The sequence below is a fragment of the Streptomyces sp. NPDC059002 genome, assembly GCF_042740435.1.
Classification (GTDB): domain Bacteria; phylum Actinomycetota; class Actinomycetes; order Streptomycetales; family Streptomycetaceae; genus Streptomyces.
The window spans coordinates 241,758-262,422 of record NZ_JBHYJI010000001.1 but is presented as its reverse complement, the minus strand read 5'-3'; the positions used below and the strand labels follow the sequence as shown (position 1 = coordinate 262,422).

Sequence of the window (20,665 nt, the reverse complement as noted above, 5' to 3'; positions counted from 1 at the left end):
TATCCGCCGATGTGTTGGGCCTCTCGCACCGCCGTGCGGGAGCCGTCGATCTGCCCGCCTCCTGGCTCTGTCAACCGAAAGATCCCCCCGCTACCCTCCGCGCATGATTTCCACGGTGGTGTGGGGGACGGGCAACGTGGGCCGTGCGGCCATCCGCGCCGTCGAGGCCCATCCGGCGCTGACGCTCGCCGCTGCCCTGGTGCACGGCCCCGGCAAGGTCGGCCGTGACGCCGGTGAACTCGGCGGTCTGGGGCGGCACTTGGGGGTGGCGGCGACCGACGACGTCGAGGCGGTGCTCGGTGCGCGGCCCGGGGCCGTGGTGTACGCGGCCTCCGGCGATCTGCGCCCCGACGAGGCGCTCGCCGACGTCGTCAGGGCGGTCGGGGCGGGTGCCGTGGTGGTCACGCCCGCGCTGTACGCGCTCTATGAACGCCGGGGCGCACCGGCCGAGTTCAGGGATCCGGTGCTCGCCGCCGTCGCGGCGGGCGGCGGCTCGCTGTTCGTCTCGGGCGTGGACCCCGGCTGGGCCAACGACGTGCTGCCGCTGCTGGTCAGCGGGCTCGGTTCGACCGTCGAAGCGCTCCGCTGCCAGGAGATCTTCGACTACTCGACGTACGACCAGGAGGACGCGGTCCGCCAGCTGATCGGCATGGGCCACCCCATGGCGTACGAACCGCCGATGCTCGCCCCGGGCGTCCCGACCATGGTGTGGGGCGGGCAGATCCGGCTCCTGGCCAGGGCGCTCGGCGCCGAGGTCGAGGAGATCCGCGAGACCTTGGAGCGCCGTCCCCTCGACGCCACCGTGCGGACCAGGACCATGGGGGAGTTCGCCGCGGGCACCCAGGGCGGGGTGCGGTTCGAGGTGCGGGGCATCGTCGACGGCGCACCCCGCATCGTCATCGAGCACATCACCCGTATCCACCCGTCCTGCGCCCCGGACTGGCCCGTTCCGCCCGACGGCGGCGACGGCGCGCACCGGGTGGTCGTCGAGGGCCGCCCGCGCATCGAGGTCACCGTCGAGGCCGCCGACGAGGGCGAGAACCGCTCGGCGGGCGGCAACGCCACCGCGGCGGGACGGCTCGTGAACGCCATCGACTGGCTCGTGGCCGCCGAACCCGGCCTCTACGACGCGCTCGACGTCCCGCTGCGCCCCGCGGCAGGCCGACTCGGAAGGAAGCAGCCATGATCATCGACATTCCCGAGGGCAAGGAACCGATCGGCTACGTGTGGGGCGAGATGGTCCCCGGCATCGGGGAAGCGGCGTCGCACTTCTCGCTCGCGGTGTACGAGCACTCGACGCTCGGCCTGCGCGAGTTCGAGGCGGCACGGCTGCGGATCGCCCAGCTCAACGGCTGCGCCTTCTGCCTCGACTGGCGCACCGAACGCGACGGCCGCACGGTCGAGTCGGGGTTCGACGACGCGGTCACCGCGTGGCGCACCACCGACGCCTTCGACGACCGCACGCGGCTCGCCGCGGAGTACGCCGAGCGGTACGCCCTGGACCACCACGGGCTCGACGAGGAGTTCTGGCGGCGGATGACCGCGCACTACGGCCAGGCCGAGATCGTGGAGCTGAGCATGAGCATCGGCTCGTGGCTCGCCTTCGGCAGGCTCAACCACGTGCTGGGCCTGGACAGCGTGTGCGCGCTGCCCAGGCCCTGACGCTCACACGACGGTTCAGCAGGTGCCCGCCGGGCGGGCCCGGGTCACCAGGTCGGTGTGGCCGGTCGTGCCGTCGATCCACACGACGCGCTTGCCGGTGTCGGCCGCGCCGTAGCTCTGCTCACCGCGGTTGCAGGAGACCCGCTGCAGGCCCTTGCCGTCCAGGTCGGTCTGGACGAGCTTGGTGAGGTTGCTGTTGCTCCAGCCGCGCTCGGGCTTCCACTGGGTCAGCGTCAGCGCGCTGTCGGAGGCGTCCACGCCCCAGAAGTAGGAGTCCGCGCCGTCCTCGGGGATGACGTCGGTCAGCCCCGTGCCGTCGAGCTTCGCGCGGCGCAGGCCCTGCCGGTTGTCGTCGGCGATGTCGTCGACGAGCCAGTACAGGTACTTTCCGTTGATCGTGGGTGTGGAGATGCCGAGGCGGCTCTCCTTGGCCGGGACCAGCGTCTGCCGGCCGGTGCGCACGTCCGTGATCTCGGTCGAGATCTGGTCGATGCCGTCCTTGTCGGTGTAGGCCTTGGCGTAGCCGAGCTTGTCGCCGCTCAGCGTGGGAAGCGCCGTCGCCACCTCGTAGCGGCCGCCGTCCACGAAGTGCGGCTCGCGCTCACCGGGCTTGATGTACGCGACGCGCTGCTGTCCGAACGGGCTGGACTCCTGCCAGGCCACGGTGTTCCCCGAGACCTTGACGTTGCCGACGGTCGTGCCTGCCGACCAGAGCTTCTTGACCGGGCCGCCCTTGAGCGGCCGCGAGAGGACCTCGACGCTGTCCGCGCCGTACGCCGCCCAGGCCACCGTCTTGCCGTCGGTGTCCGGATAGACGTGGAAACGCCCGTCGTTGGGGCTGATCAGCTTCGGGGCGCCCTTGCCGTTCGTACGTCCCGCGTAGACCGAGTACGGCTCGCCGCCCTCCTCGTCGGACTTCGAGGTGGCCCACCAGCCGCCGCCCGCGCCCGCGCCGGTCCGCTTGGTGTTGAGGTCGCCGAGGAGCTTGTCGGAGTCGGCGCCGATGGCCTTCTCCCAGCCCTTCACGATGCCGTGCGCGTCGAAGGCACGGTTGACCGAGCGCAGGTCCGCGCCCTTGACGCCGAGGTCCTTGGCGGCGGCGACCACGGCGTTGCGGGCCTCGGTGAAGCCGTCGAGCGGGGTGAGGTATTCGGTGAGCGCCTTGTAGACGATCCGGTCGGCGCGCTCCCCGCCAAGGTCCTCACGGATGTCCCACAACGCCCCGGAGAAGATGGTGGAGTTGAGGTGCACGCCGCCGCTGTCGGTGGCGTAGGTGACGCCGAGGAAGTCCTTGGCGGTGGTGCGGCCGTCGTTCAGGTCGCGCATCGCGCAGTCCTTCGGCCCCTGCGTACGGCACAGGTTCTCGCCGATCAGGGAGGCCTCGGGGGAGTCCTCGTTGCCGGTCGCGGTGACGTCGATGGCGTTGCCGAAGTAGTCGGCGACGGCCTCGTTCAGGGCGCCGGACTGGCCGGTGTAGACGAGGCCCGCGGTGTGCTCGACGACGCCGTGCGTCATCTCGTGGCCGACCACGTCCAGGTCGGCGGAGAAGACCTTGTTCTCCTCGTCGCCGCTTCCGTAGACCATCTTCTGGCCGTCCCAGAAGGCGTTGACGAACGGCAGGCCCTGATCCGTCACGCCCACCAGGGAGTTGATGGCCATGCCCTTGTCGTCCAGGCTGTCCCTGCCGTGCTTGGCCTTGTAGTAGTCGTAGACTTGCCCGGCCGCCCAGTGCGCGTCGACCGCGCCCGCATCGGTGGCGTCCTTGCCGAACTCGGGGGTCGGCGACGTGACGTCCTTCAGGCCCGCGGGCCACTTCCCCGACGCGTCGTTGGCGTCCACGTCACGGGCGTCGTACGTGGTGATCGGATTCTTGCTGCCGCCCCACTGGCGCCGCTGGTCGATCAGCCCGTACGCCCCGGTCCTCGCGTCCTTGGTGACGTCGAGGCCGACCTTGCTGCCGTCCAGCTTCACGCCCGAGCCGGTGGCGCCGGGGTGGCCGTCGGAACCGTCGTCGAAGGCCTGGATGCCGGAGTAGCTGAGCACCGGGAACCCGGCGTCCGCGTCGACGTAGATCTCCTGCTTGACCGGCGCCCCCGTCGCCGGGTCCTCGCCGGTGACGGTGACGTGGTACGTCAGGACGCCCTTGCCCTCGGGGAGTACGACGAGGCCGTGCGAGGTGCCGGTGAGGGCGTGCTTCTTCGCGGAAGTCCCCTTGCCCCGCGCGGTCTTGGCGTTGCCGCCGTGGTCCTTCGCGGCGGGCCCGCCCAGCTTGGTCCAGCTGCCCGCCCCACCCGCGGAGAGGTCCGCGAGGGCGGCCGCGGTGGCCCGCTCGACGGCCGTCTTCTCCGGCACCTTGGCGTCGGCGCCGACCGTGAGACCGGTGAAGTACTTGCCGGAGGTGCCGGTGACGACCCGGTCGCCCCGCTTCTCCTCCAGGCGGACCAGATACTGGCCGCCGAGCACCGGTATGCCCTTGTGCTTCTGCTGGAAGCGCACCGCCTCACCGGTCCGCCCGCGCACCGTCTTCCCCGCGGTCAGATCCCGCCGGGGGTCGGCTATGCGATACCGGCCCTTCTTCTGTTCGAGGTGCTTCTTGGCCGCGGCCGCCGCGCTGCCCGAGTCCTGCGCGGGCTCCTCGATCCCGTCGACCAGGGCGGGCGTCGCGGTGTGCTGGCCGGGTATCAGCTCCGGCACCGGTTCGGGGTCCGCGGCATGGGCGACGGGCGCGGTCACGGCGAGCAGCGCCGCCACGCCGAGCAGCGCCGCGCCGCCGGTCGCGCCGGGTATCCGGGCCGTACGAAGTCGCGCCTGTCTCCTGGGTGTTGTGCTCATGGGTGACTTGTTCACATTCCCCTCCGTGGCAGGGCCGCAGGTCGAGCGGCCCTCTTGATCACGAAGGTGCCAGACGAATGTGGATCAAGTGATAACGCCGTGTCACAAGTGTCAGGACGGGGCATCGGGAGCCGCCCGCGTGCCCTCTGGGGCGAACACGGCTTTTCCGGCCGCCAGTTGTCACGAACGGGCCTGTTGGATCCGTCATACATGCGACCTACGCTGGTAGCCGCCTGAAAGGGAGTCGCATGAGCGGACGCATCGAGCGAACCGGGACAAGTGGACGACCTGTACGGCCGGGGAAGCCCGGGAGGGGGGAGCGGGTCGCCGACTGGGCGGACGGGCGGCTCGGCATCAACACCCTCGCCAAGAGCCAGATGCGCAAGATCTTCCCCGACCACTGGTCCTTCATGTTCGGGGAGATCTGCCTCTACAGCTTCCTGATCCTGATCCTCACGGGCACCTATCTGACCCTCTTCTTCGAGCCGAGCATGGCCGAAGTGACGTACGACGGCCCCTATGTGCCGCTCAAGGGCCTGCTCGTGTCCAGGGCGTACGAGTCCACCGTGGACATCAGCATGGAGGTGCGCGGCGGACTGCTCATCCGGCAGATCCACCACTGGGCCGCGCTCGTCTTCGTCGCCGCGATGCTCGCGCACATGATGCGGGTGTTCTTCACCGGGGCCTTCCGCAAGCCGCGCGAGGTCAACTGGCTGTTCGGCTGGACGCTGTTGTTCCTCGGCATCCTCACCGGCCTGACCGGCTACTCACTGCCCGACGACATGCTCTCCGGCACCGGCATCCGCTTCATGCACGGCGCGATCCTCTCCATCCCCGTCGTCGGGACGTACATCGCCTTCTTCCTGTTCGGCGGGGAGTTCCCGGGGGACGACATCATCGCGCGGTTCTATCCGATCCACATCCTGCTGCTGCCGGGCATCATGCTGGGGCTCGTCGTCGCGCATCTGATCCTGGTCTTCTACCACAAGCACACCCAGTTCTCCGGGCCCGGCAGAACCGAGAAGAACGTGGTCGGGGCGCCGTTCCTGCCCATCTACATCGCCAAGGCGGGCGGCTTCTTCTTCCTCGTCTTCGGCGTGCTCGCGATCATGGGCGCGGTCGCCTCCATCAACCCCGTCTGGGCGATCGGCCCCTACCGGCCCGACCTGGTCTCCACCGGCGCCCAACCCGACTGGTACCTCGGCTTCTCCGAGGGCCTGATCCGGGTGATGCCCAGCTGGGAGATCAACGCCTGGGGGCACACCCTCGAACTGGGCGTCTTCATCCCCTTCCTGCTCTTCCCGCTGATCCTGGTCCTGATCGGCGTCTATCCGTTCATCGAGGCATGGGTCAAGGGCGACAAACGCGAACACCACATCGCGGACCGGCCGCGCAACGCCCCGGTGCGCACCTCGCTCGGCGTCGCCTGGCTCGCGCTGTTCGCCGTCCTGATGGTCGGCGGCGGCAACGACCTGTGGGCCACGCACTTCCACCTCTCCATCAACGTCATCACCTGGTTCGTACGGATCGGCTTCTTCGTCGTCCCCGTGATCGCCTTCCTCGTGACGCACCGCATCTGCCTGGGACTCCAGCACCGGGACCGGGACAAGGTGCTGCACGGCCGCGAGACCGGCACCATCAAACGGCTGCCGCACGGCGAGTACATCGAGATCCACGAGCCGCTCCCGCAGGCCGAGCTGTTCCGGCTGACCGCCCACGAGCAGCCCCGGCCCTACGAGATCGGCCCCCTGGTCGACGCCAACGGAGTCGCCCGCAAGGTCAACCGCTCCGACCGGCTGCGCGCCCGCCTCGCCCGCGCCATGTACGGCCCCAAGGCGCAGGTGCCCAAGGCGACACCCGAGGAGTATCTGGCGATCCAGCGAGGTGAGGGCGATCACCACTAGCGAGGTGAGGGCGATCACCACTGAAGAACCGGCGGGCGTGCCCGGGATCAACTCGGTTAGCCTCACGGAGTGATGGCATCCGACAAGACCCCGAAGCTGTTCGCGATCAGTGACCTGCACGTGGCGTACCCGGACAACAAGGCGTACGTCGAGTCCCTGCGGCCGGAGACCGACGAGGACTGGCTCATAGTCGCCGGTGACGTCGCCGAGCGCATGGCCGACATCGAGTGGGCGCTGCGCACGCTCACCGAGCGCTTCGCCAAGGTGGTGTGGGCGCCCGGCAACCACGAACTGTGGACGCCCAAGGACGACCCGGTCCAGCTGCGCGGCGAGGCGCGCTACCAGCATCTCGTCGCGCTCTGCCGGTCGTTGGGGGCCGCCACCCCCGAGGACCCCTACCCCGTGTGGCGCGGCGAGGGCGGTCCCGTCACGGTGGCGCCGCTGTTCCTGCTCTACGACTACACCTTCAGGCCCGAGGGCACGCACACCAAGGAAGACGCCCTGAAGGCGGCCCACGAGGCGGGCGTCGTCTGCACCGACGAGTACTTCCTGCACCCCGATCCGTACGAGACCCGCGACGACTGGTCCCGGGCCAGGGTGGCGCTCACCGAGAAGCTGCTCGCCGAGCGCACCCCGGGCCTGCGCACCATCCTCATCAACCACTGGCCGCTGCTGCGCGAACCCACCCGGATCCTGCGCTACCCCGAGTTCGCCCTGTGGTGCGGCACGGAGCAGACCGCGGACTGGCACGTGAAGTACGACGCGGAGGCGGTCGTCTACGGCCATCTGCACATCCCGCGCACCACCTGGCACGACGGCGTGCGCCACATCGAGGCGTCCGTCGGCTACCCGCGGGAGTGGCGCAGGGACTTCCACCCCGACCCGTACCTGCGGCAGGTGCTGCCCGCGCCCGCGGAGTAGCTCAGGGCCTGTCCGGCGGATCAGGCCCTAGGACGACGGGGCGGGCAGCGGCCTGCGGGCGAGGAGTTCGGCCAGGCCCTGACGGGTGGCGGCCAGTACGACACGGTCCTGCGGACGCAGCTCGTACTCCGGGTCGAGTTCCCATTCGAGGCCCGACGAGCGCTCCAGGGCGACCACCCGCCACGCCCCGGGCCGGAACACCCCGGCCACGGTCCGGCCGGTCAGGCGCGGCTGGTCCGCGACGTCGAGCACCGCGAAGAGCAGCACCGAACGCTCGACGGGCAGCGCCCCCAGGATCTGCCGGCCCATCATCGCCCCGGCGAACGCGGGCGCCGCGAGCGCGGACACGCTGCGAGTGGGGTCTCCCCTGCTCGAACGCAGTTGAGAGCTTGGGGAAGGGTCAGGGCGCCGGGGTGCGCGGCCCGCAGGGTGCGGTAGACGGCGGTGGCGAACTCGTCGTCGTACAGGCGAAGCGCCACCCGCAGATCGGACTTCACGGAGCGGGCGTACAGGGCCGCTTCGAGGTTGATGGTGTCCGCGCTGGTGAGCGCGAGCAGGGCGTGCGCGCGATGGACCTTGGCCGCTTCGAGCACGCCCTCCTCCGTGACGTCGCCGATCACGGTCGGTACCCGGAGACGGCGCGCGAGCGAGACGCCGCGCGCCTCGGGATCGGCCTCCACGCACACCACCGGAATGCCCAGTTCGCGCAGCCGGGCCAGGACACGGGTGCCGACCTTGCCGAGGCCGAGCAGGACGACATGGCCGGAGAGGCCGCGCGGCGGGCGGCGCAGCGAGGACGCGGTGCGGAAGGTGCCGAGGGCTTCCAGGACGGCGGCGAACAGGATCGGCAGGAGCAGCAGCCCGACCAGACCGGCGAGCAGCTGGAGGATCTGCCGGCTCGGCGGGCCTTCCGTCGCCGGGTCGTTGATCGAGAAGAGGTCGAGGAGCGTCAGATAGGTCGCGTGCAGCGGGCTGGTGTCCTCGGTGGTGACGATCGAGGCGATCGCCATCCCCAGGACCGCGGCCGCGAACCCGGCGACCGACCAGCGAAGGCGCCGTGAGAAGAGCTGGCGCAGCGGCACCCCGCGCCCCGCGAGGAACCCGGGCGGCGGCGCGGCACCGGAGTACGACACCGCCTCGAGGACGAGCGCGCCGTGCCCGGGCGCCGCGGCCACGGCGGCGTCGTCCGGCAGCAGCTGGGGCCCCGCTTCGCCGCCCGCCCGGTCCGAACCCTCGTACCCCGCAGGGTCGTTGGCGGTCGAGGAGAGCAGCGCCAGCGTGGCGAGCCCCCGCTGCGGCACGGCGCCGGGGGCCGGTGGTGTCCGCTCCACGGCGCGCAGCAGCAGCCCGTCGGCGTGCACGACCTTGCTGGTGCCCGCGACGGCCGTGGCGGCGAGGGCGGGGGCCGCGGTGTCGGCGTCGGACAGGACGGTGACGTCGGAGTCGGCCGCGGCGAGCCCGGCGACGGCGGCGGCCTGGTCGAGCAGTTCCTCCAGGTGCTGGCCGAGCTTGCGGTTGTAGAGCCGGATCACCAGGCGCAGCCGGGGGTTGAGCCGTCGGGCGGCGAGCGCGGTGCGGATGTTGGTCTCGTCGTCGTCATGCATCAGGGCGAGCGCGGTGGCCTGCGGGACGCCCGCATCGACCAGGACGTCGTCGGTGAGGTCGGCCGCCTCCAGGGTCCGCGGCACGACGTTCTCGCCCTCGCCCTGCCCGGTGCCGTTGCCGGTGGTGCGGGAGACGGCGGCGGTGATGCGCCCGATCAGCGCGGTGGTCCTGGCCCGCCCCGATGTCCGGGTCCGCTCGCCGTGTCCCGCGGGCGGCACGACGAGCGTCACCTGCTCGCCGTAGACACCGCGGAGTTCGGCGGCGAGCCGGTGGGCGAGGGCGTTGTCGCCGCCGCACACGACCATGTGGCCGGTGGTCGGGAACGGCGGGCGCTGTGGGGGAAGCGATGATGCGTACGACACACGGAGAAGAGTGCCTCACGGGGCCCGGTGGTTCCCTCCGGCGCACGGATCAGGTCCCGTCAACGTGACGTGCTCCTGCCCGAATTGGTCCCCGTATCGACGCCGATGGGGTGCTCGGGAACGGCGCGGAGCAAGGGTTCCGCAAGCACGTACATACCGGTGGACAAGCCGCCTCGGTGAAGCTCGGGGCAGGACGTCGGGTCCGGCCGGGGCACCGAGCGGACGGCCCCGGCGCCGGGAGGAGGCGGTCCCATGCACCTGGTCGAGCTGCTCGCCGCGCGGTCCCGGCCCGCGGCCGCGCTCCTGATGACGCTCACCCGGCGCTGTCCGCTCTCCTGCGCGCACTGCTCCACCGCGTCCACGATGGCCGCCGAACAGCTGGACGCGGCCCCCTTGACCGCCTTCGTCGCGACCTTCCGCCCCGGCGACCGCCCGGACCATCTGCTCCTGACCGGCGGCGAACCGCTGCTCAGGCCCCGCCTGGTCAAGGACATCGCGGACCTGGCACGGGCGGCGGGCACCCGCAGCCAGCTCCTGACCGGCATGTTCTTCGCCCGTGGCGGCCCCGTCCCGGCCGCCGTCGCCGATGCGCTCGCCGCCGTCGACCACGTCGCGGCGAGCCTCGACGTCTTCCACGAGGCACAGGTGCCCCGCGCCCGCGTCTTTTGCGCGCTGCGCGGGCTGCTCGACGCGGGCAAGGACGTGAGCGTGCAGGTGACCGGACTCGGCCCGGACGACCCGTACTTGGCCGACGTCACCGGCGACATCCGCCGCACCTTCGGCGACCGGGTGCCCGTCCTGGTGGCAGAGGTGCGTGCGGCGGGCCGCGCCGCCCAGTGGCTCTCCGCGGTGCGCCACGACGACGCGCCGCGGGGAGCCGCGCCGAGCCCCCGGCGGCCCGCGTCGCCGTGCGCGATGGCGGCCTGGCCCGTCGTCGCCTTCGACGGGACCGTGGTCGCCTGCTGCAATCAGGACGTCGTCGACGGCAGGGCCGGGCACCTCCCCGGCCATCTGCGCATCGGGCACGTCGCCGAGGACGACTGGCCCACCGTCCGCCGCCGCGTCGTCGGCCGCCCGCTGCTCCGCGGCATCCGGGCGTTCGGGCCGCAGTACCTCGCCGACGCGCTCGCCCCGGCCGCCGACTCCGGGGCCGGGTGCGCCGGTTACTGCGACACGTGCGTGTCCGCCCTGGACGCGCCGGGAGCCGCGGCCGCCGCCGACGCCTTCCTGCGACGCCCCGGCACCCGCGTCCTCGAACGGGAGATCACCCGGCTCGTCGAGGAAGGCGGCGCGGACGGATTCCTCGCCCGGCACACGGTCGCCGCCTACCGCGGCCTCGCCGCGCTCGGCGCCCCGGCGGGTGGCCCGTGAGCGGCGCGGGCACGCGGGTCGACGCCGCGCTCGGGCTGCTCCTGCCCGGCCTGCACGCCACCCTCGACCGCGTCTGGGACGTGCCCGAACCCGACCGCATCTACCCGGAGTTCCTCGTCACGACCCACCACATCGTCCGCGCCTCGGTGCCGCTCATGACCGTCGCGCGCACCCGCAGCGCGGAGCTGGCCCGCCGCCACGCCGACCCGGTGGCCGCCGCCCTCGTCCCGTACTGGGAACGGCACATCGCCGAGGAGACGGGCCACGACACCTGGGTGTGCGAGGACCTCGCCGCCCTCGGGCACGACCCGGGCCGGGTGTGGCGGCGGATCCCGTCCGGCGCGGTGGCCAGGCTCTGCGGGGTGCCCTATCTGTGGATCGGGCGGCAGCACCCCGTCTGTCTCCTCGGCTACCAGGCCGTCCTGGAGGGCAGCCCGCCGCGGCCCGACGTCGCCGATGTGCTCGGCGCGCGCACCGGCCATCCGCGCGCCGCCTTCCGCACCCTGGCACGGCACGCCGCAGCGGACGTCGGCCACGGCGCGGAACTTCTCGGCCTGCTCGACGAACTCCCGCTGGGAGAGCGCCTGTCGGCGGCCGTGGTCCGCTCCGCGCTGCACACGGTGCGCGCGGTGGCCGGGGTCTTCGAGGAGCTGGTCGGGCCGTACGAGTCCGGTGACACGCCCGCGCGCCGCAGGAGCTCTGCGGCGCACCTCGGCAGCGAAGGAGTCCGGTGATGCAGCCGTACGGCGAAGGAGCCCCGTGATGGCGCGGCCGCCCGCGATGGCCGCGGCCCTGCGGCACCGTCGCTTCCGCGTGCTCTTCGCCAGCCAGATGGTCTCCAGCGTCGGTGACTGGCTGGACTATCTGGCGCTGATCGTGCTCGTCACCTATGTCTGGGACCAGGGCGCGGGCGCGCTCGCCGCGGTCAGCGTGGCCACCGCCGTGCCGCTGGTGCTGCTCGCCCCGGTCGCCGGGGCGGTCGCCGACCGGACGCGGGACCGCAAGGCCGTCCTCATCGGCTGCGACATCGCGCGCGCCGCCCTCGTGCTCGGCTTCCTCGCCGCGCCCGGACTGACCGTGCTGCTCACGCTCGTCGTGCTCAAGGTCGCCTTCTCCGCGCTGTTCAACCCGGCGTACCAGAGCACGCTGCGGTCCGTCGTGCCGGAGCGGGACATGCTGTCGGCGATGTCCCTGACCGTCTTCGCCAACCAGGCGGCGAAGGTCGCGGGCCCCGCGCTCAGCGGACTCGTCGTCGCGCTGTGGGGCGTGCGCGCCGCGTTCGTGGCCGACGCCGCCACCTTCGTGGTCTCCGCGCTGCTGCTCTGCGCGGTGCGGCTGCCCAAGCGTGCCGCACGCGAGGAGACCGGGGGCGCGGCGGCGGACCGCCAGGGGACGGCGGGCAGGGGCAGGCTGTGGGCCGAGACCGTCGAGGGCGTCGCCTTCATCGTGCGGACGCCCGCGCTGATCGCGGTGATCGGCAGCATGGCGGCCACGCTCTTCCTGGTCCTCGCCTTCGACACGCTGTCCCCGCTGGCCATGCGGGAACTCTCCGTCGGGGAACAGGACTTGGGGTACGTCGTGGCGGCGGTCGGGCTCGGCGCCGTGCTCGGCACGCTGGCCATCAGCCAGTGGGGCTCGCGGGTACGGCCCTTCGTCCTGCTGGGCGCCGCCCAGCTCGTGGTGGGCGCGCTCGTCGGCGTCATCGGCATCGGCCTCGCCGTGGGGGCGGGCGGACACGCGCTGCTCTGGACGGGCATCGCGTTCGGCGTGGGCTTCGCGGCGGCCGGGATCATGGTCGTCTTCCCCTATGTGCTGCACCGGGAGACGCCCCAGGAGCTGATCGGCCGTGTGACGTCGACCGCGAACGCCTTCCCCGTGCTGCTGCAGCTCGCGGCGCCGCCCCTGGGCGCCGTGCTCGCGGGATGGTTCAGCGTCGGCTTCGTCTTCCGTACGGCGGGAGCGGTGCTCTGCGTCGTGGGCGTGGTGGTGTGGATCTACGGGAGGGGCGAGAAGGTGTCCGGTGGCGAGAACGGCGGGCACGCCGAGAACGGCGGGCACGCCGAGAAGAGGGACGTCGGCGGGAGCGCCGGGGAGCGGTGGCAGGAGCGGGAAAAGGGCCCCGATGAGCACGGCGGCCAGAACCTGGACCTGCTCCGCGGCGCGGGCTTCCCCGTCGACCATCTGCCCGACGGGCAGCGCAGGGCCCTGTCGGACCTCACCGACGAGGAGGTGGAGACCCTGATCGACGTACAGTCCCGGATCCAGGCGCGCGCCCCCGAGGTCGAGGCGCACAGCGTGGAGCCGATCATCGGCGGCGTCCTGTTCTGAGGGGCGGGGGAAGGAGGTGCCGACAGAGTCCTGAGCGAGTACGAGGGGGTGCCGCATGGCGCGCGACCGAAGCGCCCAGAGCCGCAAGACCGTCACCATCGTCTTCTGCGACATGGTCGGGTCGACCGCGCTCAGCGAACGCCTGGACGCCGAGGCGCTGCGCCACGTGATGCTGCGCTACTACGCCGTACTCAGCGACTGCCTCGAACGGCACGGCGGGACCGTGGAGAAGTACATCGGCGACGCCGTGATGGCCGTCTTCGGCATCCCCGCGGTCCGCGAGGACGACGCGCTGCGCGCCGCCCGTGCCGCGCTCGACATCCTCGCCGCCGTGCGGACGTTCGGCGACGACGCGCTGGACGCCCACGGGGTGCGGGTCGCCGTGCGCATCGGCATCCACACCGGCGAGGTGGTCACGTCGGGCGCCGCCGACGCCGGGCACGCCCTGGTGTCCGGCGAGGTCGTCAATGTGGCGGCGCGCCTGGAACAGCACGCGCCCACCGGGGAGATCCTCGTCGGCGCCGACACCCACCGGCTGATCGCGCCGGCCGCCGAGACCGTCCCGGTGCCGCCCCTGACCGTGAAGGGCAAACGGGACCCGGTGCCCGCCTGGCGGCTCGTCTCGGTCGGCTCGCCCCGGCACGGCGCGTCCCGTGGCCGGGGCGTCGCGCTCGTCGACCGCGCGGACGAACTCGCCCAGCTCCAGCTCGCGTTCGGGCGGGTGCGCAGGGACCGCGGCTGCCATCTGGTCACGCTGTACGGGGATCCCGGCGTCGGCAAGAGCAGACTGGCCAAGGCGTTCGCCGCCGCGGTCGGGCAGTCGGGCGCGGCCGACGCGACCGTGGCCTGCGCCGCCTGCCCGCCGTACGGCAGCGAAGGCTCCCTCGCACCGCTCGCCCAGCTCCTCAAGCGGCTGCTCACCGACGCGCCGCGGGAGCGCCTCGCGGAGCTGCTCGGCACCGCGGGCCCCGACGCGGCGGCCGCGACCGCCCTGGCCCGCCTTGCGGGTTCGGGCCGCTCGGGCACCTCCTTCGAGGAGACCTGCTGGGCGCTCCAGCGGCTGTGCACGGCCCTTGCGGGGGAGCGGCCCCTGGTCCTCGTCATCGACGACCTGCAGTGGGCGCACGAGGACCTGCTCGGCGCGCTCGACCACATCGCCGACTGGGTGCAGGGCGCGCCGCTGCTCGTCCTCTGCCTCGCGCGGCCCGAACTCCTTGAGCAGCACGCCAGTTGGGGCAGCGGAAAGCTCAACGCGACCGCGCTCGTGGTGCCGCCGCTCGGCGGGGACGACTGCCGGGAACTGGTCCAGCGGCTCAGCGGCGGGGCTCCCGCACAACAGCCTGGGACCGAACAGGGCGATGTAGTGGCCCACTTCGCGCCGCCGCTGCCCGAACGCGCCGTGGGCCGCCTCATCAGCCGCTCGGAGGGCAATCCCCTCTTCGTCGAGCAGATCATGGAGATGGTCGCCGAGGGTGCCGACCCCGACGACGTACCCCTGTCGGTGCGCGCCATCGTCGCGGCCCGCCTCGACCGGCTCGCCCCCGACGAACGCGCCGTCCTGGAACGGGCGTCCGTGGTCGGGGCGGAATTCTCCGCGGCCGACCTCGCGGCGCTCGCGGAACCCGACGAGCCGCCCGCCGACCGCCTCGTGCGCGACCTGGCGCGGCGCCGCTTCCTCGAATCCGCCGACCCCGGCACGGCGGGCGAACCCCGCTGGCGCCTGGTCAGCCAGCTCATCCGCGACGAGGTCTACACCGGCATGTCCAAACTGCTGCGGGCCCGCGGACACGAGAGCTACGCCGACCACGTGCGCCACCGGGGCCCCGACGACCACCACACCATCGGCACCCACCTCGAACAGGCGTCCCGGCTGCGCGCCGAACTCGACCCCGGCGACCCCGACGTGGCCCGCACCGCCCGCGCCGCCGCCGACCACCTCGGCAGGGCAGGCACCGACGCACTCGCCCACGGAGACATCAACTGGGCCGTCGGCCTGCTGTGCCGGGCCCTCGCGCTGACCGGCGACCGCTCACGGGACGCCCTCGCGCTGCGCACCGCGCTCGCCGAGGCCCGGCTCGCCGCGGGCGACGCCGAGGAGGCAGTCGCCGAGCTGCGCCGACTGCTCGGCGACGCGCGCGAGGCCGGTGACGCGCGGACCGAGGCCAGGGTCCGGCTCCAACTCGGCTATCTGGAACCGGGACCCGACGGATTCGGCGCCCTCCTGGACGCCGCACGCGCCGCCGTCCCCGTGTTCACCGAGGCCGACGACGCGCTCGGACTCGCCCGCGCCTTCCTCGCCATGGGCCAGGAACGGCAGAGCCGCAGCCGCCACACGGAAGCGGCCGCCCATCTGCAGCGCGCCCTGCACGAGTCGGTGCGGGCCGGAGCCGAACTGGAGCGCGCGGGCATCCTCGGCGCGCTCGCCGTCTCGCTGTGGCTCGGCCCCGAACCGGTCGGCTCCGCGCTGCGCAGCTGCCGCGACTTCCGCGGCGACCACCTGGCGGGCCGCCTGGTGGGCCGCGCCACCGTTGCGTGCCCGATGGCCGTCCTGCTCGCCATGCGCGGCGAGTTCGACGAGGGACGCGGCCTCCTCGACGACGCGCTGCGCACCCTCACCGACCTCGGCCACCACTTCGCGGTGCCCGCCGTCCAGCTCTTCACGGCCACCGTGGAACAGCTCGCGGGACGCTGGGACGACGCCGAGACCCTGCTGCGGGAGGCCGCCGACGCCATGGAACGCCTCGGCGACCGCCAGCTGCACTCCACCGCCGTACGCGACCTGGCCCGCGTCCTGCTCTCCCGCGGCGACCCGCCCGGCACGGTCCGCGTGCTCCTGGACCGGCTCCTTGCCGACGGCGTGGCCGCGATGCCCGCGGCGGCCTGCGAGGTGCACGGCATGCGGGCCCGCATCGCCGCCGTCGAAGGCGATCCCGCGGCCGCCGACGCGCACATCGCCACCGCCCTGCGCGCGGCCGCCGAGACCGACTCACCGGCCTGCCGGGCCACCGCCGAACTCGACCGCGCCCAGGTCGCGGCCGCGCTCGGCCGCACCGCCGAGGCCACCGAGGCGGGCGCGGCGGCGGAGCGGCTCTACGCGGTCAAGGGGCACCTCGTGGGCGTGCAGAGGGCCCGCGCGGTACGAGGCGGTGCGCGATGACCGCCGCACCCGAAGGCCTGACCTGGCACCTCCTCGGCCGCGACCGCGCCGCCATCGAGGTCCGCACCGACTGGGCGGGCGCGGGCGGCGGCGGGCAGGACGGCGCAGGGCAGGACGGCGCCGACTGGGCGTGGGGCGGCGCGACGGGCCGCGGCGTACGGGTCTGCGTCATCGACAGCGGCGTGGACACCGAGCACCCCCTCGTCGGCCCCGTCAACGCCTCCTACCTCGTCAGGGAGGCGGCGGGCGAGGACGAGGACACACCGCGGTGGGAGGTCGTGCGGGTCTCCGGCGGCGACTCGTCGGGGCACGGCACCGCCTGCGCCTCGATCATCCGGGGCCTCGCGCCGCAGTGCGACGTGGACAGCGTCCAGGTCCTCGGCTCCGGCTTCCGCGGCTCGGGCGACGCGCTCATCGCGGGCGTGCGCTGGGCCGTCGAACGGGGCTACGACGTCATCAACATGAGCCTGTCCACCACCCGCAGACAGTTCGCGCCCGTCCTGCACGACCTGGCCGACCAGGCGTACTTCGGACGCACCCTGCTCGTCGCCTCCGCGCACAACATGCCGGTGGAGAGCTTCCCCTGGCGGTTCTCCTCGGTGATCTCGGTCGGCAGCCACGACGAGGACGACCCGGGGCTGCTCCTGTACAACCCGAGCCCGCCGGTGGAGTTCTTCGCACGTGGGGTGCAGGTGCCCGCGGCCTGGCCCGGCGGCGCCACCCGGCGGTGCACGGGCAACAGTTTCGCGACGCCCCACGTGGCGGGCCTGTGCGCGCGGATCGTGGGCAAGCACCGCGGCATGACGGCGTTCCAGGTCAAGCAGGCGCTGTTTCTCGCCTCGGCCAATGTGAGGAGCCACTAGATGAAGGACACCGGGCCGGACACGGCCTACGGCGGGGCCGAGGAGGACGACCACCGACGACTGCTGCGCTCCGTGGTGCGCACCGCCGCGGCGATCTTCGACGCGCAGGCCAGCTCCATCGCGCTGCTCGACCAGGCCAGCGGGGAACTCGTCTTCGAGGCGGTGGCGGGCAAGGGCGAGGACGGTCTGGTGGGCCGCCGCTTCCCCGCGGGGCGCGGCATCGCGGGCTGGGTCCTGCAGTCCCGCCAGCCCGTCGAGGTGCAGGACGTCGACAGCGATGCGCACTTCGCCCGCGACATCGCCGAGTCCACCGACTACGTGCCCAAGGCCCTGATGGCGGCGCCGCTGCTGAGCGGCGACGAACCGCTCGGCGTCCTCGAAGTCCTCGACCGCAGCGCCGAGTTGCGGGCCCCGCTCGCCGCGATGGAGCTGCTCGCGCTCTTCGCCGACCAGGCGTCCGTCGCCCTCGCCCTCGTGCAGCGCAGCAGGCGCGCGCGGCTCACCGGCGAACCGGTGCCGGAGAGCCCCGACGCGGCCGCCGTCCGGGTGCTCGCCGAGCAGATCGGCGCGCTGGACGACGGCAGCCGTGCGGCGGCGCGCCGCATCGTCAGCGACCTGGCGGACGTCCTGCGCAGGCGGGACTGATCGCGCAGTCGGCACCCGCATGCCCGGGCGGCGGGCCCGGCGCGTGCTCCTGGGCCAGGTCGTGCACGAAGGCCCCGAGCCGGAACAGGCAGGTGCCGTCCGCGTCCGCCGGGCGCACGTTGGTGAGCGCGTGCGTGTCGCACAGCCGGTTCAGGGTCTGCGCGGTGTCCATGGGCTCGCCGCCGAGCCGCAGCCAGGCGTCCATGAACGTGAAGTCGGCGCCGAAGTCCAGGAGATGGATCTGCTGCCAGTCCTCCTCGCTGAGCGCGCGGTAGCCGCGCCGCAGGCTCCGGCGCAGATCGACGTCGCCGACCGTGAACCAGTCGAGGCCCGCGGACGACTCCACATGGTCGGCGAACTTGGCGAGCGGCCAGATCCTGCGCGGCGCGAGCCGGGCTCCCGCGATGCGCAGCGCGAGCGGCAGGCCGCCGCAGAACCGCGCGATGCGCCGCGCCGCCTCCGGCTCGGCGTCGATGGCCTCAGGGCCGGTGATGCGCCGCAGCAGTTCGAGTGCGGCCTCGTCGTCGAGCGGCCGCAGTTCGAGGGCCTCCGAACCGTCCAGGCCCGCGAGCCGGGAGCAACTGGTCACGACGGTGCTGGCCAGCGGGGCACTGGGCAGCAGCGGCCGCACCTGGGCCTCCTGGACAGCGTTGTCGAGGACGAGCAGCGCGGGCACGCGCACCGTGAACCGCGCCCGGTAGCGCATGACGAGCCCCGGCAGATCGTCGGGCAGCGTCTCGGGCCGCTCCCCGAGCTGCTGCAGGAGTTCGGCGAGCGCGCTGTCGGGCGGCCTCGGCAGGCCCCGCGCGTCGCTGAGGTCGACGTGGAAGACGCCGCCCGGGTACGCGTCCGCCGCCGCGTGCGCCGCCGCCACGGCGAGCGAGGACTTGCCCACGCCGGGCGGCCCCGTCACCACCGTGACGCGCCACTGCGCGGCGCCGCCCGCATGCACCTCCACCGCGGGGAACAGGGCGTCGATCTCCCCGTCGCGGCCGGTGAAGTCCGCAAGGCCCGGCGGCAGTTGTACGGGGCCGGTGACCGGCCCGGGATCGCGGGGTGCCGCTTCGGCGAGCGGTACGGCGGGTTCCCGCGCGTTCGGCACCGTGCCGCACGGCTGGGCCGCGGGACCGCCCTCCAGGATCTCCTGCTGCAACTGCCGCAGCACGGCGCCCGGTTCGAGGCCGAGCTCCAGGGAGAACTGACGGCGCGTCTCGTCGTAGGCGATCAGCGCGTCGTTCTGCCGGCCGACCCCGCACAGGGCCCGCATGTGCTGGGCCCTGAACTGCTCACGGAAGGGGTGCTCCGCGACCAGCGGCTCCACCTCGTCGAGCACCTCGTGGTGCTGGCCGAGCTGGAGCCGCGCGGTGAACCACGCCTCGAGTCCCGAAAGACGCCGCTCCTCGAGACGCGCCGCCTCCGCGTCCAGCGGCGCCACGCCCTCCAGGCCGACGAAGGGCCTGCCGCGCCACAGCGACATGGCCTCCCGGATCAACCGGTCCACCCGGGCCGCGTCGCTCTGCGCGGCGGCGCGCCGCGCGAGGTCGATGCCCTGCTCGAAGCGGACCATGTCGATCGCCTGCGGGTTGACGGCGAGCCGGTAGCCGGGCCGCTGGTGCAGGACCTGCGCGCCCGCACCGCCCTCCTCGTGCGCCAGGGCGCGGCGCAGATGGTGCACGTACACCTGGAGGTTCTTGCCCGCGCTGCGCGGCGGGTCCTCGCTCCACAGCGCGTCGACGAGGCGGTCCACCGGGACCACCGAGTCCGGCCTGCACAGCAGGACCGCGAGAAGGACCTGCTGTTTGAACGGTCCGAGGGCGAGCTGATCGGACTCCGTGACCGCTGCGAGCGGCCCGAGCACGTTGAACTGCAACACCGTTGAATCCTTCCCCGTGTGTGCCTCGCGTGGTCGCGCCGCAGGGCCCAGGCGGGACATCACCTGGGCCCTCATGGTGATCAGCCGGTGTGCGGCCGATGGTGCAAGCGGTGCTCGATTCCGAGAGGTGTCCGACTACCAGACGAAGGCGCCGCTGAGCGGGCTGTTGCTGTGCGAGACGACGTCTTCGGCGGCGTCGAGGCGGGCCTTGATGGAGTTGAGCAGCGCGACCTCTTCCTGGCTGAGGGAGGAGATGGCGTCGAGCTGCTGCGGGTTGGCGCCCTTGAAGTTGTGACCGGCGGCGGCGAGTTCCTTGAGCGCGTCGTACGACATGGTTTCTCTCCTTGGTTGACTGGTGGTCCGTCGGTCGGCGGACCACCGGTGCGAGGGGGATGGGCGCCCCCTCACGCTTGGGTGGCCGCCAGGGCGGGGGCCCGGCGGGAGGCCAGCACCGCCCGCAGGGCGGCGTCGGCGGCATCGACGGAGTGCAGCGCGCTGAGGCCGACGGCGGTGGCCAGGTCGTGCGTCAGCGGCATTCCGTCGATGGTGCGCAGGAGTTCGTCACGGTGCTTCACATCGAGTGCGGCATGGCGTTCCAGGGTGCGGAATCCGCTGCGCGGATATCCGGTGCGGCGCATCAGTTCGTCGACGAGTCGCGGCGACGGCGGATTTCCTTCGAGTACGGCGACATGCCCGAGCAGACAGACCGGGTGGTAGTGCCGGATCCAGTAGTACTGGGCCCCCACCAGATTGGCCACGGCGGCCGCGGGCAGTCGGCGCAGCGGTTCCCGCGGGTCGAATCCGAGGGCTTCCAGGTCCTGCCTCAGCCATTCGTCGTGGCCCTGTTCCTCGCGAATGTGCCGGGTGAGGTAGGTGACCAGGGCCTCGGCGGCCGGGTCGTCGGCCGCGCGGTTCTCCGCCTCTTCCAGTGCGCATTCCATGAGGGGCACCGTGGAGCGGATCGCGGTGTGCAGCATGCAGAGATATTCGGGATACAGATCGCGGAGCCGCGGTGAATTCCACAGTTCCTGCGACGTCATGGCAAGGCGTGGCAGCAGCAATTCGATTTTCGCAAGGAGCACACGGCTGTGCCGGGTGGTCATGAGGGGGTCTCCTGTCTCGCGGTGCGCGGAATCCGGAGG

General features: G+C 72.8%; 14 protein-coding genes and 1 pseudogene. 10 read left to right on the top strand and 5 right to left on the bottom strand.

Going from position 1 to position 20,665, the window contains the following annotated elements; all coding sequences use genetic code 11:
- Positions 1-103 precede the first annotated feature (103 nt).
- Positions 104-1,186: a dihydrodipicolinate reductase gene (locus tag ACFWZ2_RS01115; protein ID WP_384539881.1), complete on the top strand. Its 1,083-nt coding sequence runs from the start codon at positions 104-106 to the stop codon at positions 1,184-1,186.
- Positions 1,183-1,662, top strand: coding sequence for a carboxymuconolactone decarboxylase family protein (locus ACFWZ2_RS01110; RefSeq protein ID WP_384539878.1), 480 nt, complete (start codon positions 1,183-1,185; stop codon positions 1,660-1,662). Before ACFWZ2_RS01115 ends, ACFWZ2_RS01110 begins: the two co-directional genes overlap by 4 nt.
- A 15-nt stretch (positions 1,663-1,677) precedes the next feature.
- On the opposite strand, the gene ACFWZ2_RS01105 is transcribed toward ACFWZ2_RS01110, so the two are convergent.
- The gene (locus ACFWZ2_RS01105) at positions 1,678-4,494 is read right to left on the bottom strand and encodes a M4 family metallopeptidase (RefSeq protein WP_384539875.1); all 2,817 of its coding nucleotides are present in this window, start codon (positions 4,492-4,494) and stop codon (positions 1,678-1,680) included.
- A gap of 248 nt (positions 4,495-4,742) precedes the next feature.
- On the opposite strand from ACFWZ2_RS01105, the gene ACFWZ2_RS01100 reads away from it, so the two are divergent.
- Entirely contained in the window at positions 4,743-6,398 is a 1,656-nt protein-coding gene (locus ACFWZ2_RS01100; RefSeq protein WP_384539872.1) for a cytochrome bc complex cytochrome b subunit, read from the top strand.
- A 72-nt stretch (positions 6,399-6,470) separates the two neighbouring features.
- Positions 6,471-7,319, top strand: a complete 849-nt coding sequence (locus ACFWZ2_RS01095; RefSeq protein WP_384539869.1) for a metallophosphoesterase family protein — start codon at positions 6,471-6,473, stop codon at positions 7,317-7,319.
- Positions 7,320-7,346: 27 nt separating this feature from the next.
- Here the strand turns inward: ACFWZ2_RS01095 and ACFWZ2_RS01090 are convergent.
- A pseudogene (locus ACFWZ2_RS01090) lies at positions 7,347-9,229 on the bottom strand (NAD-binding protein).
- A gap of 309 nt (positions 9,230-9,538) precedes the next feature.
- Between ACFWZ2_RS01090 and ACFWZ2_RS01085 the strand changes: the two are divergent.
- Genes ACFWZ2_RS01085 through ACFWZ2_RS01060 form a run of 6 tightly spaced genes read left to right on the top strand, consistent with a single transcriptional unit; the run spans position 9,539 to position 17,650 of the window.
- On the top strand, positions 9,539-10,657 hold the full coding sequence (locus tag ACFWZ2_RS01085) for a radical SAM protein (protein WP_384539866.1): 1,119 nt from the start codon (positions 9,539-9,541) through the stop codon (positions 10,655-10,657).
- On the top strand, positions 10,654-11,391 hold the full coding sequence (locus tag ACFWZ2_RS01080) for a hypothetical protein (RefSeq protein WP_384539863.1): 738 nt from the start codon (positions 10,654-10,656) through the stop codon (positions 11,389-11,391). Before ACFWZ2_RS01085 ends, ACFWZ2_RS01080 begins: the two co-directional genes overlap by 4 nt.
- A gap of 28 nt (positions 11,392-11,419) precedes the next feature.
- Positions 11,420-12,985 carry an MFS transporter gene (locus ACFWZ2_RS01075; RefSeq protein ID WP_384539860.1) on the top strand — a complete coding sequence of 522 codons (1,566 nt, stop codon included), beginning with the start codon at positions 11,420-11,422 and terminating at the stop codon, positions 12,983-12,985.
- Between the two features lie 55 nt (positions 12,986-13,040).
- On the top strand, positions 13,041-16,142 hold the full coding sequence (locus ACFWZ2_RS01070) for an adenylate/guanylate cyclase domain-containing protein (RefSeq protein ID WP_384539857.1): 3,102 nt from the start codon (positions 13,041-13,043) through the stop codon (positions 16,140-16,142).
- Positions 16,139-17,005 carry a S8 family serine peptidase gene (locus tag ACFWZ2_RS01065; RefSeq protein WP_384539854.1) on the top strand — a complete coding sequence of 289 codons (867 nt, stop codon included), beginning with the start codon at positions 16,139-16,141 and terminating at the stop codon, positions 17,003-17,005. The genes ACFWZ2_RS01070 and ACFWZ2_RS01065 overlap by 4 nt, the downstream gene beginning before the upstream one ends.
- Entirely contained in the window at positions 17,006-17,650 is a 645-nt protein-coding gene (locus ACFWZ2_RS01060; RefSeq protein WP_384539851.1) for a GAF domain-containing protein, read from the top strand.
- On the opposite strand, the gene ACFWZ2_RS01055 is transcribed toward ACFWZ2_RS01060, so the two are convergent.
- The 3 genes from ACFWZ2_RS01055 to ACFWZ2_RS01045 all read right to left on the bottom strand — a co-directional run bounded on the left by ACFWZ2_RS01055 (position 17,613) and on the right by ACFWZ2_RS01045 (position 20,626).
- Entirely contained in the window at positions 17,613-19,523 is a 1,911-nt protein-coding gene (locus ACFWZ2_RS01055; RefSeq protein WP_384539847.1) for a BTAD domain-containing putative transcriptional regulator, read from the bottom strand. The two genes, ACFWZ2_RS01060 and ACFWZ2_RS01055, sit on opposite strands and share 38 nt — an antisense overlap.
- 135 nt (positions 19,524-19,658) lie before the next feature.
- Positions 19,659-19,856, bottom strand: a complete 198-nt coding sequence (locus ACFWZ2_RS01050; protein WP_384539845.1) for an aroma-sacti cluster domain-containing protein — start codon at positions 19,854-19,856, stop codon at positions 19,659-19,661.
- 71 nt (positions 19,857-19,927) lie between these two features.
- The gene (locus ACFWZ2_RS01045; RefSeq protein ID WP_384539842.1) at positions 19,928-20,626 is read right to left on the bottom strand and encodes an iron-containing redox enzyme family protein; all 699 of its coding nucleotides are present in this window, start codon (positions 20,624-20,626) and stop codon (positions 19,928-19,930) included.
- Between the last annotated feature and the right edge of the window lie 39 nt (positions 20,627-20,665).

What these genes read in the sequence shown, in the direction of transcription:
- ACFWZ2_RS01115 (WP_384539881.1), top strand. Translation starts at nt 104, where the DNA reads ATGATTTCCACGGTGGTGTGGGGGACGGGCAACGTGGGCCGTGCGGCC.
- ACFWZ2_RS01110 (WP_384539878.1), top strand. Translation starts at nt 1,183, where the DNA reads ATGATCATCGACATTCCCGAGGGCAAGGAACCGATCGGCTACGTGTGG.
- ACFWZ2_RS01105 (WP_384539875.1), bottom strand. Translation starts at nt 4,494, where the DNA reads ATGAGCACAACACCCAGGAGACAGGCGCGACTTCGTACGGCCCGGATA.
- ACFWZ2_RS01100 (WP_384539872.1), top strand. Translation starts at nt 4,743, where the DNA reads ATGAGCGGACGCATCGAGCGAACCGGGACAAGTGGACGACCTGTACGG.
- ACFWZ2_RS01095 (WP_384539869.1), top strand. Translation starts at nt 6,471, where the DNA reads ATGGCATCCGACAAGACCCCGAAGCTGTTCGCGATCAGTGACCTGCAC.
- ACFWZ2_RS01085 (WP_384539866.1), top strand. Translation starts at nt 9,539, where the DNA reads ATGCACCTGGTCGAGCTGCTCGCCGCGCGGTCCCGGCCCGCGGCCGCG.
- ACFWZ2_RS01075 (WP_384539860.1), top strand. Translation starts at nt 11,420, where the DNA reads ATGGCGCGGCCGCCCGCGATGGCCGCGGCCCTGCGGCACCGTCGCTTC.
- ACFWZ2_RS01070 (WP_384539857.1), top strand. Translation starts at nt 13,041, where the DNA reads ATGGCGCGCGACCGAAGCGCCCAGAGCCGCAAGACCGTCACCATCGTC.
- ACFWZ2_RS01065 (WP_384539854.1), top strand. Translation starts at nt 16,139, where the DNA reads ATGACCGCCGCACCCGAAGGCCTGACCTGGCACCTCCTCGGCCGCGAC.
- ACFWZ2_RS01060 (WP_384539851.1), top strand. Translation starts at nt 17,006, where the DNA reads ATGAAGGACACCGGGCCGGACACGGCCTACGGCGGGGCCGAGGAGGAC.
- ACFWZ2_RS01050 (WP_384539845.1), bottom strand. Translation starts at nt 19,856, where the DNA reads ATGTCGTACGACGCGCTCAAGGAACTCGCCGCCGCCGGTCACAACTTC.
- ACFWZ2_RS01045 (WP_384539842.1), bottom strand. Translation starts at nt 20,626, where the DNA reads ATGACCACCCGGCACAGCCGTGTGCTCCTTGCGAAAATCGAATTGCTG.